Source organism: Cutibacterium sp. LaCa_89, from assembly GCF_058177555.1.
The window spans coordinates 628,694-644,615 of the sequence record NZ_CP190889.1 but is presented as its reverse complement, the minus strand read 5'-3'; the positions used below and the strand labels follow the sequence as shown (position 1 = coordinate 644,615).

Annotated in this window: 16 protein-coding genes; 6 read left to right on the top strand and 10 right to left on the bottom strand. The window is 59.8% G+C overall.

Annotation, left to right across the window (positions count from 1 at the left end):
* Positions 1-9: 9 nt before the first annotated feature.
* Together ACP8LP_RS02930 and ACP8LP_RS02925 are read right to left on the bottom strand one after the other, a co-directional pair.
* Positions 10-2,025 carry a thioredoxin domain-containing protein gene (locus tag ACP8LP_RS02930; RefSeq protein ID WP_484483267.1) on the bottom strand — a complete coding sequence of 672 codons (2,016 nt, stop codon included), beginning with the start codon at positions 2,023-2,025 and terminating at the stop codon, positions 10-12.
* 57 nt (positions 2,026-2,082) lie between these two features.
* Entirely contained in the window at positions 2,083-2,292 is a 210-nt protein-coding gene (locus ACP8LP_RS02925; protein ID WP_063279719.1) for a hypothetical protein, read from the bottom strand.
* A 26-nt stretch (positions 2,293-2,318) separates the two neighbouring features.
* Between ACP8LP_RS02925 and ACP8LP_RS02920 the strand changes: the two genes are divergently transcribed.
* Both ACP8LP_RS02920 and greA read left to right on the top strand, forming a co-directional pair.
* Entirely contained in the window at positions 2,319-2,756 is a 438-nt protein-coding gene (locus ACP8LP_RS02920; protein WP_063279720.1) for a DUF4307 domain-containing protein, read from the top strand.
* A gap of 20 nt (positions 2,757-2,776) precedes the next feature.
* Entirely contained in the window at positions 2,777-3,283 is a 507-nt protein-coding gene (gene greA, locus ACP8LP_RS02915; protein WP_063279721.1) for a transcription elongation factor GreA, read from the top strand.
* A 70-nt stretch (positions 3,284-3,353) separates the two neighbouring features.
* Here the strand turns inward: greA and ACP8LP_RS02910 are convergent, their stop codons facing one another.
* The gene (locus ACP8LP_RS02910) at positions 3,354-4,340 is read right to left on the bottom strand and encodes a hypothetical protein (RefSeq protein ID WP_063279722.1); all 987 of its coding nucleotides are present in this window, start codon (positions 4,338-4,340) and stop codon (positions 3,354-3,356) included.
* Positions 4,341-4,367: 27 nt separating this feature from the next.
* Entirely contained in the window at positions 4,368-5,600 is a 1,233-nt protein-coding gene (locus ACP8LP_RS02905; protein WP_171023520.1) for an AI-2E family transporter, read from the bottom strand.
* Between the two features lie 101 nt (positions 5,601-5,701).
* Between ACP8LP_RS02905 and ACP8LP_RS02900 the strand changes: the two genes are divergently transcribed.
* Both ACP8LP_RS02900 and ACP8LP_RS02895 read left to right on the top strand, forming a co-directional pair.
* Entirely contained in the window at positions 5,702-6,385 is a 684-nt protein-coding gene (locus ACP8LP_RS02900) for a uracil-DNA glycosylase (RefSeq protein WP_063279723.1), read from the top strand.
* Between the two features lie 139 nt (positions 6,386-6,524).
* Positions 6,525-7,718 carry a tyrosine-type recombinase/integrase gene (locus tag ACP8LP_RS02895; RefSeq protein ID WP_083940463.1) on the top strand — a complete coding sequence of 398 codons (1,194 nt, stop codon included), beginning with the start codon at positions 6,525-6,527 and terminating at the stop codon, positions 7,716-7,718.
* Here ACP8LP_RS02895 and ACP8LP_RS02890 read toward each other — a convergent pair.
* From ACP8LP_RS02890 to ACP8LP_RS02865, 6 genes are all read right to left on the bottom strand, one after another.
* The gene (locus ACP8LP_RS02890; protein ID WP_252919578.1) at positions 7,700-8,581 is read right to left on the bottom strand and encodes a P-loop NTPase family protein; all 882 of its coding nucleotides are present in this window, start codon (positions 8,579-8,581) and stop codon (positions 7,700-7,702) included. The two genes, ACP8LP_RS02895 and ACP8LP_RS02890, sit on opposite strands and share 19 nt — an antisense overlap.
* Before the next feature lie 245 nt (positions 8,582-8,826).
* A complete protein-coding gene (locus tag ACP8LP_RS02885; RefSeq protein WP_479929186.1) occupies positions 8,827-9,921 on the bottom strand; it encodes an FtsK/SpoIIIE domain-containing protein in 1,095 nt (364 codons plus the stop codon).
* A gap of 237 nt (positions 9,922-10,158) precedes the next feature.
* Positions 10,159-11,466, bottom strand: coding sequence for an ISL3 family transposase (locus tag ACP8LP_RS02880; RefSeq protein ID WP_004812041.1), 1,308 nt, complete (start codon positions 11,464-11,466; stop codon positions 10,159-10,161).
* Between the two features lie 343 nt (positions 11,467-11,809).
* Positions 11,810-12,184: a hypothetical protein gene (locus ACP8LP_RS02875; protein ID WP_016667131.1), complete on the bottom strand. Its 375-nt coding sequence runs from the start codon at positions 12,182-12,184 to the stop codon at positions 11,810-11,812.
* Between the two features lie 322 nt (positions 12,185-12,506).
* A complete protein-coding gene (locus ACP8LP_RS02870) occupies positions 12,507-12,611 on the bottom strand; it encodes a methionine/alanine import family NSS transporter small subunit (RefSeq protein ID WP_016667130.1) in 105 nt (34 codons plus the stop codon).
* Positions 12,608-14,227, bottom strand: coding sequence for a sodium-dependent transporter (locus ACP8LP_RS02865; RefSeq protein WP_063279724.1), 1,620 nt, complete (start codon positions 14,225-14,227; stop codon positions 12,608-12,610). The genes ACP8LP_RS02870 and ACP8LP_RS02865 overlap by 4 nt, the downstream gene beginning before the upstream one ends.
* A 147-nt stretch (positions 14,228-14,374) precedes the next feature.
* On the opposite strand from ACP8LP_RS02865, the gene msrA reads away from it, so the two are divergent.
* Together msrA and ACP8LP_RS02855 are read left to right on the top strand one after the other, a co-directional pair.
* On the top strand, positions 14,375-15,007 hold the full coding sequence (gene msrA / locus ACP8LP_RS02860) for a peptide-methionine (S)-S-oxide reductase MsrA (RefSeq protein ID WP_016667128.1): 633 nt from the start codon (positions 14,375-14,377) through the stop codon (positions 15,005-15,007).
* Positions 15,008-15,041: 34 nt separating this feature from the next.
* Positions 15,042-15,905 carry an aldo/keto reductase gene (locus ACP8LP_RS02855; RefSeq protein WP_063279725.1) on the top strand — a complete coding sequence of 288 codons (864 nt, stop codon included), beginning with the start codon at positions 15,042-15,044 and terminating at the stop codon, positions 15,903-15,905.
* Positions 15,906-15,922 lie beyond the last annotated feature (17 nt).

Here is a 15,922-nt window from a genome sequence, read left to right as displayed (position 1 = left end):
TGCACGATCTCAAGCTCGCCGCCAGAGCGGGTCCTTGAGCTCCAGGTATTCGGTCACCGGCTCGAAGCACACCGTGCCACGGCACACCCAACACATCGGCTGACCATCGCGCGGGGCGCGATCCTCGAACCATGTACCGAACCCGGATCCCTCACCAACTCGACGCATGATGGCCGACCCGGCCGGAGCCATGCGCCACGCTGCTGCGGCCAGATCCGTGGGCTCCTCCTGAGTGTCAGCGATGACGACACCAGCCGGCTTGAGACCCCGACGGGCCTCATCGGCGATGAGGAAGTCGGCCAGTGCCCACCCCGCGAAGCGCGGAGTAGACGCCACCACCGGCAGCAAGGCGGCGGAAGCCTCGTCCGCGCGGCTGACGAAGTCGTCACGCTCAGCCATGAGCCCCACCCGACGCAGGGCCATCACCATGGAGGCCGTTGCGCTGGGACAGGCATCGTCGGTCAGGGTGTGGGCCGTCACCGTCAGCAGGTCCGACTCTTCGGCGTCCAGGAAGCTCCCATCGGGAGCACCAAACCGCGTCACCGCCTGGTCAAGCACGTCGACAGCACGGTCACACCACACCGACTCCCCCGTAGCACCGGCCAGACCGGCGAAGGATAGGCCAACCCACGCGTAGTCCTCGCAGACCGCCGGGGCTCCCGGACGATCGTGGAAGGAGGTGCGCAGCAGGTCACCGTCACTCCAATGGGCCGTCCACAGCGCCTGGGCCAGATCGCGAGCCTGCCTGACCCAGGACCACTCGCGCAGGATCATTCCGGCCTCGACGAGCCCGTCGATGAGCATGGCGTTCCACGCCGTGATGGCCTTCTCGTCGCGAGCAGGAGCGCTACGACGACCACGAGCCTCCAGCAGGGTGTCCATGTCGGCGTTGATGCGCTCCCACTCGACCCGTCCGCGCAGCTGGAGGGTACCCAGACCGTTCTCGTCGAAGGGCTCCAGATGCACCAGTGGACGCAGCCACTCGGTCTCCTCGGATCCCAGGGCGTCCGTGATGAGATCCTGGTTCCACAGGTAGTAGATCCCCTCCCGGGTGTGGCCGGCTGCGTCGTCGGAATCGGCATCAAGACCGGCGGCGTACAGGCCGTTCGGCAGCTGCATCTCCCGGTTGAGCCAGGACACCGTGCGACGGGCGGCATGGGAGTAGAGATCTCGACGATCCGGGTCGTGATCGGCGGTACGACGCCAGCACCGAGCCATCGTCCCCAACAGCAGGGCATTGTCGTAAAGCATCTTCTCGGAGTGGGGCACCACCCACTGGGAATCCGTGGAGTACCGGTGGAACCCGCCACCGACCTGGTCGAAGATGCCGCCGCGCACCAGGTGCTCACACGTGTTCTGCGCCATGTCGAGGCTGGTCGGGTCTCCCTTGACCAACAGGGCGTCCAGCAGGGTGGCGTTCGGGAACTTCGTCGGTCCTCCGAAGCCGCCATGCACGATGTCGTAGTCCGCTCCCACGGCGTCAATGAGCTCACCGGCGACCGGACGCGGGGTGTCAGGGACCTTCTCGATGGGACGCAGATGCTCGACGATGGCCTCGGCCGAGGACACCACCTCATCGCGACGCTCTCGCCATGCACCGCCGAGGGCCTCGACCAGCTCCACGAAGGCGGGCTGACCACCCCGGCGCACCGACGGGAAATAGGTGCCGGCGAAGAAGGGCTTGCCGTCAGGAGTCAGGAAGACGGTGTTGGGCCAGCCACCCTGGCCAGTCATCGCCAAGGTCACCTGCATCAGCGCGGCGTCAACCTCTGGACGCTCCTCGCGATCGACCTTGACGGCCACGACATTGGCGTTGACGACCTCAGCCACTTCTGGATCGGAGAAGGACTCGAAGGCCATGACGTGGCACCAGTGGCAGCTCGAGTAGCCCACCGAGACCATGACCGGCACGTCGCGACGCCGTGCTTCGGCGAATGCTTCCTCTCCCCACGGGAACCAGTCGACGGGGTTCGCGGCGTGTTGGAGCAGATATGGGCTGGTGGACTCACCAAGGTGGTTGGGCATGGTGGTCAGCCTACGAGCACAACCCCGTACTGAGCCAAGTGGCCCCTGGGCGGAACGTCAGTGCTCCGTCAAATCCGTCGTGGACCCCTTGGCATCCTCCTGGTGGCTCTCCTTGAGGGCAGGACCGCAGGGCACCTCGTCGAAGTCGATGCCACGGATGTTGCGTCGGATGCTGATCCACGCGACGACACCGAAGACAGCAAGTGCTAGGCAGCACAGGAAGTTGGCGAGGCCGGTGCTCACAAGCTGGGCTGCAAGAACTGTCATGCTGACAGCCTACGCCCTAGGGCACAATGGGTCACGTGCCAACCCCGACCAGCAGCCAGGATCCCGTCCTCACTGATGCGGACCGCGAACGCATCGCGAAACGCTACCCCAAACAGTGTCGAACCCCGTGGGTGATCCTCATCCTGGTGCTGGCTGCCGTCCTCGTCGGATGGACGGTGTGGGCAGGACTCCATCATGCCGAGCAGCCGATCCGGGCGAGCTTGCACGGATACCAAGCGATATCCGACACCCGCGTCAACGTCACGATCAACCTGCATCGCCCCGACCCCTCCGTCAAGGGTTCCTGCGTCCTGGTCGCCACCGGTGCTGACCACGTGCGCGTCGGGGAGACGACGGTGACGTTCCCGGCAAGCTCGTCAAAGGACGAGACGATCCACACCAGTGTCAAGACCTTCTCGCGTGCTGTCACCGCTGAGCTGGAGAAGTGCGGGCCCATCGGGTGACAACGCGGTAGGATGAACAAATGCCTGAGTCCCAAGACACTGTGTGGCTGACCCAAGAGGCCTTCGACAAGCTCACCCAAGAGCTCGCGTACCTCAAGGGTGAGGGCCGCACCATCATTTCCACCAAGATTGCCGACGCCCGTTCCGAAGGCGACCTTTCCGAGAACGGCGGCTACCACGCTGCCCGGGAGGAGCAGGGACAGGCCGAGGCCCGCATCCGTCAGTTGGAGCAGATGCTGCGTAACGCCGAGGTGGGCGAAGCCCCGTCCACTCCGGACGAGGTCGTGCCCGGTTCCAAGGTGACCGTCTGCTACTTCGACGACAAGTCCGACACTGACACCTTCCTGCTGGGATCGCGGCAGGTGATGGGGCTCGACGATTCCGTCGACATCTCCGTCTACTCCCCGCAGTCCCCCCTTGGTGGTGCCGTTCTGGGCCATTCCAAGGGAGAATCAACCGAGTACAAGGCTCCCAACGGCAAGACGATCAAGGTGACGATCCTTAATGTCGAGCCGTTCCAGGAGTGACACGCTTTCACAAAATGTGATGAGGGCGGGGTGCCATGGCACCCCGCCCTCATCACATTTTGCCGCAGGCTCACATCGCGCGAACTGCGATCCTCCCAACCAAGCAGGTGAGGCCAAGACGGGCCGCCCCGTCACCCATGACGTACTCGTCGACATCTCCACCTTCGGGCCAGGAGATCATGCCGGTCTGGGCCTTGCCACGAACCGAGACGTTAGATCCTTTGGCCAGCTTGACCAGCAGATTGCCCGACTCGACGCGGATCTGGGAGCGACCGCTGTCGATGCATCCGGTGATGGTGCCATTTCCGGCCTGGAAGAGACCGTCCTCCAGCTGGTGGACGCCTTCGATCTCAGTGACGCCAGCGGTGACACGCACCCTCCCGAGGTGCTCCACGCCAGTGGCACGCAACGAGCCACCTGACAGCTCGATGTCAACGGGCAGATCGGGATGCACACGAACCGTCACTTCCCGACCCAGACCAAGATCCTTGACCCCGTCCATGTCGGCCGGGGGTCGAAACCTCTTGAGGACCCCCAGATCAGGGGCGAGGTGACCGTCAATACCGACCTCAACGACTCCTCCGACGCGCCTGCGGGTGTGCTTGCCCTCGATCTGCAGGCCGGAGACCGAGCGGTCCCCGATGAGACGGATGCGACGTCCAGTGCAGTTCAGACGGACGCGATCCAGATCGCTCGCGACGTCGACGTGCTTCTGCGGTTCGCTCTCGCCGCTGGCGCGACGCGGTCCGGGCGACATCGTCGAGGCGACTGTCTCACCGACACTCTCTGCCACCCCGGACACCACGCGCCAGGCCGAGCGGAGCCCCTCCTTGGCTTCTGGAGGGATGGCGAAGCCGGACAGAGGGCCCTTGTCGCCCCCGGAAGTCTCGTCCTCGGATGCCCCCCGGCGGGGGCCGGCCCCTTCGGCAGGGCCGCTCTGGCTCCCGGGTGCGGGCTGCTCCTGCCCCCGTGCATCAGCGATACGGCGGTTGGCCTCGGCGGTGTCGATCCTCCCGGCAGCAAGGTCCTCGAGGATGGCGGTGATATCAGCGCTCATGACATCAACTTTACGGGTGGCCCCAACTCACGCGTGTTCGGCAGCGAGGTCGTCCTGACTTGGAGGAACCTCCTCTGTCGGGGTCTCGGGGCTCAGGGCCTTGATGAAGGCGACGCCGAAAGCGACGATCGGGATGGCGAACAGGGCGCCCACGATACCGGAGATGATGGCGCCGACAGCGATACCGACCAGCACGATGAGCGGGTGGATCGAGACTGCCTTACCTAGCAGGAAGGGTTGCAGGACGTGTCCTTCGATCTGCATGACGGCGACGAAGACGATCAGCATGATGACGGCCTTGAAGAAGCCCAGGGTTACCAGCACCACACCAACCGCGACGACGCCGGCCGTCAGCGCGCCGACGATCGGCACGAACGCGAGGATGAAGGTCAGGGCACCGATCGCGACCGACATGGATGAGCCAATGATGGCCGCGCCGATGCCGGCTCCCAGGCCGTCCACGAAGGCGACAATGACGGCGGCTCGAACATAGGCCACCAGGGCGACCCAGCCGCGCTTGGCAGCGTCAAGGATTTTGGCGCGATGCTCACGTGGGATGAGGACCGCCGACTTCTCAGCCAGTTTGTCTCCCTCGTACACGAAGAAGAAAGTGGCGAAGAGGGCCAGGACGAGCCCCGCTGCGAAACGACCGATCTGGGTTCCAGCGGCAGCTGCGGTCGAGGCAATGCGTCCCTGGGATCCGGCCATGGCAGCCTCGGCCTTGTGCATGAGGTCATTGAGTTGGGCCTTGTCGGTGTGCAAAGGACTGTTGGCCAGCCACGCCAGCGCCTGCTTGAAACTGGCAACCGCCTGGTTGCCCAGTTCCCGCCACTGCATCGCGATCTGGGCGCCGACGAGGGTGAATACGCCGCCAACCAGGATGATGAGCAGCAGCAGGCAGATTCCCGAGGCGATGCCACGGTGGATGTGATGACGCGACAACCAGTTAGCCAGCGGCCACATGGCTGCCGTCAGCATGAGGGCCACCGCGACGGGCACTGACACCTCGGACGCAGCGTGAAGCACCTGGTAGAGCCCGTAGATGAAGGCTGCGATGACGATGAGCCGCCAGCACCATCCAGCCGCAGTACGGACACCGCTGGGAACGTCTTCGGCGGGAGCGACCGTCGCCGTGATGGGCTGGGGAGTTGATGCGACCACCTGGTCAGGAGCGGTGTCGATCGCCTCACCGTCGGCGTCGGCACGCGAGGGAACCGGTGTCGAATCTGTGGTCTTCGTGCCCGAGCCGAATAGCTTCATGGCTTCCTTCCGGAATTGTGGGGCGGGGCCGAGGCCCCGGAACGCGTGTTCACAGGGTAGCGTCTAGCACGTCATCCGTATGTATCCATTTGGAGGTCACCGTGGTAGCTCGTCCTCTTGCCGAACTGACCGCCCCCGACTGGGCAGAGGCATTGGCGGAGGTGGAGCCACGCATCCATGAGATGGGGGACTTCCTGCGAGCCGAGACAGCTGCCGGACGAGGGTTCCTGCCTCACGGGGATCGCATTCTGCGCGCTTTTTCCCGTCCCATGGCGGATGTTCGAGTGCTCATCGTCGGTCAGGACCCCTACCCCACCCCAGGCCACCCCGTGGGCCTGAGTTTCTCGGTGGAGCGCGACGTGCGTCCGTTGCCCCGGTCCTTGCAGAACATCTACGCCGAATTGCAGTCCGACCTGGGAATTTCCCCTTGTGAACATGGCGATCTCACCGGCTGGTTCGAGCAGGGGGTGTTGCTCCTCAACAGGTGCCTCACCGTCCAGCCTGGTCGACCCGCCTCACATCGCGGCAAGGGATGGGAGGAGGTCACCCAGACCGCCATCGAAGCCCTCGTGGCACGTGGCGGCCCGCTGGTGGCCATTCTGTGGGGCCGCGACGCGCAATCCCTGGAGCCCATGCTGGGCGGGGTTCCGATCGTCAAGTCCTCACACCCCTCACCCATGTCAGCCCGATACGGCTTCTTCGGGTCCCGACCCTTCAGCCGCACCAACGACTTGCTGGTACAGCAGGGGGCCGACCCGATCGACTGGGACCTGTCCTCCCACTGATCGGGCCGGCCCCTCATGCCGGCTGTATGTCAGTCCTGCTCGGAATGACCGAGAGAGTCAAAAGCGCGGTAAACCGCGCCCTAAAGAGACAGATACGAACACGATTGACGCCTAATCAGACGCCTAATATACTGACAGCATGGCAAGTCTCTACCAGCGCAGCGAGACGATCACGTCCAGCAACGGCACTGAACACACCTATGACTACTGGATCGCTGAACAAATCTTGAAAGATGGCGAGGGAAAGCGCATACAAGTTAGAGGGCGAGGACGCACTCCACGACAAGCGAACCAGCGACTCAGGAACAACCTTCAGAAGCGTTTAGAGGCAGATAGAAGGCCGAACAGACGGCGAGGCGGTATAACTACCGACCAATACTTAGATCGTTGGTTAGAGCAGTCTTTAGACGCCTACAGCATCAAACCTCAAACCGCCGAAGGGCATAGAAGACGCTATCGCAAGTGGGCAAGTCCTCAGATAGGAAGCACTCCACTGGAACAGCTAACGCCCGATACACTGAAGACGCTTCTTCGCAACCCGGAACTCGTCCAAGCAGGACCAAGCGCTGTGGAAGCTGTTCACAAGACACTTAGAGCGCTTCTTAATCACGCCGTGAAAAATGAAGTCCTAAAGACTAATCCCATGAACAGTGTTTCAACGCCTAAAGCGCGGTCAAAAGTCAATGAAGAAGACATCGCTCACGCTGACAAACGCGCAACCATCGCCCGTTATCTCATCAGATGGCTTAAAAATCCCGATTGTCCTTATCACGAAAATTATCCACTCATCTTCGCGATGTTTCTTGGGCTCCGTAGAGCAGAAACACTCGGGATTACGTGGGATTGCTTTCATCAGCGGATGACTCAACTCGAAATTAAACAGCAGCTCATCAGGCGCACCGATGGAACTTACTTCATCCAACCTGACACAAAAACAAAACAACCTCGAACGCTGATCCTTCCAAAAGATTGGATAGCAGCTTTTAAGCTCCAACGAGACAAGAAGATCGAAGCCCAAGAAGAATGGGCGCAAAATCTTGTCTTCCTAACGAAAGACGGCAAAACTATCACCTATGCCGCATATAACAAGATATGGCATGAAACCTTGGAAGCCTACATGACTAAAGACGGCAGGAAACTCCACGAGACCGACACCTGGAGACCACACTCTAACCGGAAAATCACAGCATCCCTGTTGGCATCTCAAGGCGTATCACCACAGATCGCCCAAACCATCCTTGGACACCGATCTGAAGCGATGACTCACTACTACACGACAATCAGCAAACAAGCGCAGAAAGACGCCATGAACGCTTACAGCGAGGTCTTTTGAAGGCGGGATTCACACACCCCACGAGACACCATCTCTTCATAGACATTGATCCGTCGAAGGAGCGCCGCCCACTTTGACGCAGACACCCGATCTCGATAAGGCAGACTTTCCAACGGATTGTTGCTAACCATAATCACAGTATCCCACGCCGCATACTTGTTTTGATAACGACACGGGAGAGTTAACGGGTAGATATCCAAGACCTTGAGCAGCAGCTCAAACTCAATCTGTCCATCGAACTCATCCAACAATAGAACACGTTGAGATTGATACTCATCCCACGGATGAATGTAGGTCCCAGGGGAATACACATCCGGATAGCCGAACTCGTCGTAGACACCCCAGGTCTTCCCTACGCCCGGAGCGCCGTAGAGATAGCGAACATTCACCGACGTTCTGGGGGATAACCCAAACTTAGACGCATCTCTAATCCTCTCCAGCTCTTTGGCGTAAGCGACGTATGGACGATAGCGCCCATCAGAAAGTATCAACTCATCTGCTGACTTATCTTCAAACAGAATCGCATGGCGAAGGTCGCTCACAGCGTCTCCTAACACTTCCTTGGTTTCGGGCTCCCAGTTAACAAACTTACCACCACGCAACAGCTCTTCACCCGGAACGCGCGTCTCTTCCTTAGACACATACTTCCGGCAGGCAGAAAGGTTCTTAGCCACTTCACAGTGAGCAGTCCTGAACTTGTTCTTCAGCGTCTCAAACTTGATAGCGGTTTTGTTCTCAATAAGAACTTGCCAATGAAGATAGCCCGACTCTTCCCCACATTCAAGCTGTCCCAGGTAGTCATACTTTTTCAGCTTTTCCTCTACCTCTTCACGAGTAAAGTCATCAGCCTTGATGGTCAGCATCCAATTCCTTGACCGTTCGTTTCCCATAAAAATCACACCTCAAAAGTCACAAAATCTAAAAAGTCACAAATTTTCATCGACCTACAATCGGCATTATAGCGAACTTTTTTCCCAAAAATCACAAGTCACAAGCCCCCCTGTAATACTAAGGGGGGCCCATCTTTTAAGATATATTCTACGGAGAGGGCTTATCGCTTCGCGCCGCTAACGCGTCGCTCAGCTTGCCCTCTCCGCAATCTTAAAATTCACATGCCGTTGCGACGTTGATAATTCATCTGGTTCAAATAGTTCTTAATGTCGTTTTCGTCGAAGAAGTAGAACCTAAATTCTGTTCTAACGCCGTTCTCAGACTCCGCGACAGCCCCGCCTGGACGACTCAAAGGGATGTTCGTTGCTCGTGGAACATCGATAGCATCCTCAGGTGAACTACCGAGAATTGCTTTCTCCGTCTCAGGCGTAGAAACCCTCAATGAGATTTTTAGAGCACAGTTGTCCCTAATCGCAGTTGGCAACGAATCAGCCGTAGGCTTCTGGGTGATGAAGATTGTAAAGAATCCAGCGCTTCGACCACGCTTGATCAGGTCGATACAAGCTCGGATGATCTCATTCCTCAGGGCCTTTTCTTCTTTGTCGTTGACTCCTGTCATATCAAACAACGCTTGACATTCGTCAATCACAATCAGCTTGAGTTTAACCCCAGCTTGTCGCCGTCTTTCCGGGCTTACACTCCAAAAGTTTGAGTGCCCAAGAACATCGGCGTTAGACTTAATCCGCTCGTTCATCTCCTGAACAGCGTTGACTAACTCATCTCTGACAGACCCAAACGAACTTGACTCGGAAATGAACTTTGAGACCAGGCTCTCGTAAGCGCTCCAATCTGCGCCACCTTTACCGTCGATGATCATCATATCAACATCTTCTTTTGCCAGTGCGAGAGGCAAGACGAACGTCGAAGCGGCAGCAGTCTTTCCACCACCCGGCAAACCACCTAACAGTAAACCAGAAGCGTTCTTCAGCTTCACCTTGAAGGTTTCACCATCTGCGTCGCGTCCCACATCTACACTCATGGTGTTTAAATTAAGCGGCGAAGGCTCAAAGATGGGAAGTGCTTCATCCAAAGGGTCTTCCTGGATAAAGTGGATTTCCATCTTTCCAGAGCCCATAGGAATCGTTCTAACGCGCTTTGCGTTTAACTCTGATTGGAATGATCGGCAAGCGTCTACAAGTCGCTCAGGAGGCAATCCATCAATGGTTTCATTGTAATGGAGAATGCTCTCGGTGTCTTTAGTTTCAAGTCCAACCCCGTAAATTGTATCGTCAGAAGCGTTGACGAGACCCATCTTCCGAATTAACGCGTTTCCCTGTGTTATCTCCCTCATTGCTGTTCTGCGAGTCATCCATCTCCGCCAGTCTCTTATAAGAAATGAGTAAGCGCGAGTCTGTGGAATCATCATTGGCGCGACTAAGATGAGTAAAGCTGGTATCCATCCATAGCGAAAGTTCGTCGTCAAGAAAATTGCCACTGTTAGATAGAGAAGCGAACTCCAGAATGTTCGAACGAAAGCTATAGTGGCTCTTCAGGATCCAGGGTGTAGTCGGGGTCTGAATCCTCCGGTCTCCAGGAGGGATCTGGTGATGTAGTGGGTGAGGTTCCGGAAGCCCAGGGCGATGCCGCGGAGGTGTTCGAGTCTGCCGTTGATGGCCTCACTAGGGCCGTTCGAGGTCCCCGGGTGGTCGAAGTAGGTCAGGATGTCGGCGGCCCGTTTCTTCAAGGTGTGGCCCAGGGTGGCCACTTCGGGCAGTGCGGCGGGGACTTTGGTGGCGATCGCGTCGATCAGATGAGCCATGATCGCCCGACCCTCGGCACGGTTTTCGGCGCGGTAGGCGGCCACGACCTCCTGGTAGACGGCCCAGGTCACCTGGACCGGGGCGTGGGCGTCATCGGCGAGCACAGCGTCGAGGCGGGCGGCCTGCCGGTCGGTGAGCAGGTCCCGGCCCGTGTGCAGGGTCAGCCTGACCCCGAACAGGGGGTCGCCCCTGCGGCCCCGATGGCCCGTGGTGTCCTGCTGGACGCGTTGGCGGGTGACATCGAGCTGGTCGCCGGCGAGCTGGACGACGTGGAAGGGGTCCATCACCTCGACCGCGGCTGGCAGTTCCTCGGCGGCTGCGGTCTTGAAGCCGGTGAACCCGTCCATGGCCACCACCTCGATGCGGTCGCGCCAGGCCTGGTCGCGGCCGGCCAGCCAGGTTTTGAAGACCTTCTTGGAGCGGCCCGCCACCATGTCGAGCAGCCGGGAGGCCCCGGTGCCGTCGCGTAGCGGTGTCAGGTCGATGATCACGGTGACGTACTTGTCGCCGTCTCTGGTGTGGCGCCACACGTGCTCGTCGACCCCGATGACCTCCACGCCGTCGAAGCGGTGCGGGTCGTCGATGAGCCGACGGGTGCCCTCGGCCAGCACCGCATCATTGGCGGTGGTCCAGTCCACGCCCAGGGATGCGGCGATCCTCGAGACCGGCAGATGATCGAGTACCAGGCCCTCCAGTGCCCAGGCCAGCCCACCCCGCGACAGTTTCGCCCTCGCCTGGGCGGCAGCACTGGTGTCCTGGCGCCATACCCGCCCGCAGCCGGTGCACCGGTACCGGCGCACCCGCACAGCCAGGATCGTGGGCCGGTGCCCGAAAGGAGTATGGGCCAGGCGCCTGACCACCGTGTCACGAGGGATCCCCTGGCATCCGCACCGGTGGCACCACTCGTCGGTCTCGACGACCCGGCAGGCCAGGACCGCCTCCTCGGCACTGATCAGCTGACCGGTGACCTCCAGACCGAGTTCATCGAGACGGGCAAATGTGGTCAGGTCAGGAGCGCCGAAGGTAGCGTGGTTCATGGAGGACCTTGCGATTCACGAGGACAGATCTAGACACTCCGATCCTCGCGCAGGGTCCTCCCTCCACGCACCCCAGCCCCACAGGGCAACTACAGCAGACTCTCACACAGTCCAGCCACAACTACACCCTCAATCCTGAAGAGCCGCTATAGTCAGCCAAATAATCCTGCTAAGCATCCAGCCAAGAGCCCAGAAGAATGTTTCCATTAGAGTCTTTTTCTCAGGGTGAGACTCTTCGACGTGTTCATATCTGTTTAACGTTATCATGTTCAATCCTTCCATATACAATGATGGGGAGGCGCAGACCTTCAGCGACCCACGCCCCCCAAATGTTTACTATCTCTTACTTGTTTTCTCCGAGCGGTATAATCTTGTCCGCGTGAATAGTTGTCAGGAGACCATCCCTACCGGAGAAAGACTCCACAACAATCAGCCCTTCAAGGCGATACTTTTTCAACGGCTCAACATCTTGAGGTTCCACGACCGACACATAAGTATTTCGCTCTTCTCTGAACGCTTTGGTCTCGAAATCCTTCGTCAGAACTTTCACACCACTGAGACTATACAACGGCTTGCCGTCAATCCGTGTTTTCATCCCAACGGTTTTGCCATCCTTGTCCTTTTTCTCCTTGGGGGTCATCGAAGCAGCCTCCAAGCCAGTCAAAGAGATCAGCTCTACATATTGAGAGAGCTTGTTTCCATCAGTTATGATTTTCATTTTATTTCCTTCCTTTATATTTCGACTCTGTGTTTCAGGGTCTAAAAGCAATATCGGAATATCTTTCTAATGACTTTGTCTCAACAAAGAAAAAGCTGCCTCAGCGCGGGAAGGATTGAAAACGCGCCAAGGCAACTTGAAACCAATATCAACATCCGGGGCCGCAAAGACGGCTGGCCCCAGACCCCGAACGCCCGAGCAAGCTCGAAACGGTCCCCCAGGGACCTTGAAGGAAGGAAGAGAGCCTACGCCTAATCAGACGCCTAACTCTACCTATGAGACGCTAAAACCGCGTCAGAACAAGCTTTAAGGTTCGATAAGGTCAAACCTGCTCGGGATGACGGAACAGGGAGAAGGCCGATGCGGCCAATCCGCCCCACACCGTGACCATGGCGATGATCATCATGACGATGGCGGATCCACTCATGACAGCGCTCCTTCCTGGGATGCCTGGGCATTCGCCCGGGCGAGCTCTTCCTCGTGAGTGAGCTCATGGTGAATGGCCGAGCGGTTCGGCCACGGGATGAGGGACAGCACGATTGCCAGCACGACGACGAGGATCGACATTCCCCATCCGAAGATTCCGACGAAATTGCCGGGCATTCCGCCGTAGCCCTTGCTGGAGACGGTGACGATCTCGGTGATCCACAGGCCTAGCAGGACCAGCGGGGCAACGACGCCGACCAGGGCCATCCACGCCTTGTTGACCTTGAACGAGGAGTACTCGTTGAGGTGGTCGCGCAGCACCGGGAGCTTGCGCAGTGCCCAGGTGATGACGAGGCAGGCCAGCAGGGCGACGCCGACGATGCCGATGTTGTTGATGAAATGGTCGGTGACGTCGAGCAGGTTGAGGCCAGTCGTCGTCGGGAAGAGGATGATCGACGCGACGGCCGTCACTCCACCGACGACCCAGGTTGCGGCAACTCGGTGCATACCGGTCTTCTCGCGGAAGGCTGCGATGACGACCTCCAGCAGGCTGATCATCGACGTGATTCCTGCGAAGACCAGGGAGACGAAGAAGAGCACGCCCATGATCGGTCCGACAGCACCCGCCTGGCTGATGATCTGCGGGAAGGCGATGAAGGCCAGGCCGATACCCGAGCCAGCGACCTCGCTCACCGGCTTGCCGGAAGCAGTTGCCATGAAGCCCAGGGCGGCGAAGACGCCGAGGCCGGCCAGGATCTCGAATGAGGAGTTGGCGAACCCGACGACCAGGCCGGAACCTGTCAGGTCAGACTTCGGCTTGAGGTAGGAGGCATAGGTCACCATGATGCCGAATCCCACTGACAGGGAGAAGAAGATCTGGCCGTAGGCGGCCATCCACACCTGGTAGTTCCCCAACGCATTCCACGCCGGGGTGAACAGGGCGTCAAGGCCAGTCGATGCGCCGTCCAGGGTGAGGGCGACGATGACCAGTGCGATGAACATCACCGCGAGCATCGGCATGAAGACCCACGAGGCGCGGGTGATGCCCTTCTCGACGCCGGTGGCCATGATGGCCAACACGACGAGCCACAGGATCAGCAACGGCCAGAAGACTCCGGGCACGAAGTGGAATTCGACGTCAACGTTGCTGGCCACGTGCAGGAAGCTGCCTGTAAGGAATCCCTCGGGGTCGTCCCCCCAAGCCTTCGTCACCGAGAATCCGACATAGCGAATGGCCCAGGCGATGATGGCGGCGTAGTAGATGACGATCACCCAACAGATGAGGGTCTGCCACCATCCGATAGCCTCCGTGTGCTTGTTGAGACGACGCAAGGCCATGGGCGGCGAGCCACGGAACTTGTGTCCGACGGCATAGTCGAGGAAGAGCAGCGGGATACCGGCGGTGAGCAGGGCGATCAGGTAAGGCACGATGAAGGCTCCGCCACCATTGCTGTAGGCGACGTAGGGGAACCTCCAGATATTTCCCAGCCCGACGGCGGAACCAATCGCAGCGATGAGGAAGGCTCCCCGACCGGTGAAACTCTCACGCCGCTGGGGCTTTCCAATGGTGTTTCCGTCACCTGTAACGGTCGCGCCAGGCTGCGCGGGGTCAGACATGTTGATCCTTTCCACCGGTGAACTTTGACCCCCAGTCTCACATGGTGATGAGGTGGGACCAGATCATGGACCACACATTGAGATGACAGGAATTGATCCGAGCCGATGTCCGTTACACCCGTGTCGACGTCGTGAGGAAAGGGACGCATGAACAAGAACGAGATGGTCTCACCCGACAACGCGTTGCCCGGAGGCCGAACCCCAGTATTGGAAATGCCGTTCTTCCACCGCGTAACTGGGGACCGGCTCGACCGCTCCTTCCCCGGCTCCGAGACGATTTACCTGGCCATGGGGTGTTTCTGGGGAGCCGAGAAGCTGTTCTGGAACTATGACGGGGTGCTGCAAACCGCCGTTGGTTACATGGGCGGTTTCACTCCCAACCCCACCTACCGGGAGGTGTGTACCGGACGCACTGGGCACGCCGAAACCGTCCGGGTCACCTACGACCCGACCAGAATCTCCACCGAGGAGATCCTCACCCTCTTCATGGAGAACCACGACCCAACCCAGGGGATGCGTCAGGGCAACGACGTCGGTACCCAGTACCGCTCGGCGATCTGGTGCACCACCACCGAGCAGTTCATGACGGCCACCACCCTCAGGGGGTCCTTCCAGGCCAACCTGCTCGATGCCGGGTACGGGGAGATCACGACGACGATCTCGATGGCCAACGGCGTGGAGTTCTTCCTAGCTGAGGCCGAGCATCAGCAGTACCTCGAGGACAATCCCTTCGGCTACTGCCCTGTCCACGCAACCGGGGTGTGCCTCGCGCGAGCATGATGGACATGACCACCCCCTGAGGAGGATTGAACACATGAAGTACCGCAAGATTGGACCCTTCCGAACCTCTGCCATCGCTTACGGATCGATGCCGTTGTCGATCGAAGGTCGCCCGGACCGCGAGACCGCGATCAAGGTCCTCCATGACGTCCTGGACGCCGGGTGCACCCACATCGACACCGCATGGGCCTACTACGAGTCCGGCGGCGAGGAGCAGTACGGCGAGAAGCTCGTCGCTGATGCCCTGGAATCCTGGAATGGTGACCGCTCGACGATCTCGGTGGCCACCAAGGTTGGCCACTTCCGCTGCTTCAATGACGCCGGTGAGGCCGTCTGGGACGTCGACGGATCCCCGGAGCGGCTACGCCGTGACGCCAAGCTCTCGGCCGACGCCCTGCACACGGACCAGATCGACCTGCTCTACCTGCACCGTCCCGACCCGAAGGTCGAGTACGAGAAGATGGTGAGGACCCTGGCGGGCATCCTCGACGACGGTTTGGCCCGAACCGCTGGCATCTCGAACGCCAACCCCGACCAGATCCGGATGGCCCAGAACATTCTCGGCGATCGTCTGGTGGCCGTGCAGAACCAGTTCTCCCCCGGATTCCTGTCCTCGCGGCCCGAGGTGGAGCTCTGCGGTGAGCTCGACCTGGCATTCGTCGCGTGGAGCCCACTTGGCGGTTACCGTCGTCCCCTCGAGGAGGACGCCTTCGCCGCCTTCCAGCGCGTCGCTGATGCCCGTGGAATCAGTCGGGCCCAAGTCATTCTGGCGTGGGAGCTGGCCCAGGGCGATCACGTCATCCCGATCCCGGGATCCCACCGCTCGGAAACGATCCTTGACTCCTTCAAGGCCGTCGATCTTTCCCTAACCGACGAGGAGCTGGCTCAACTTCCCTGACGTCCGCCCTGCGGCAG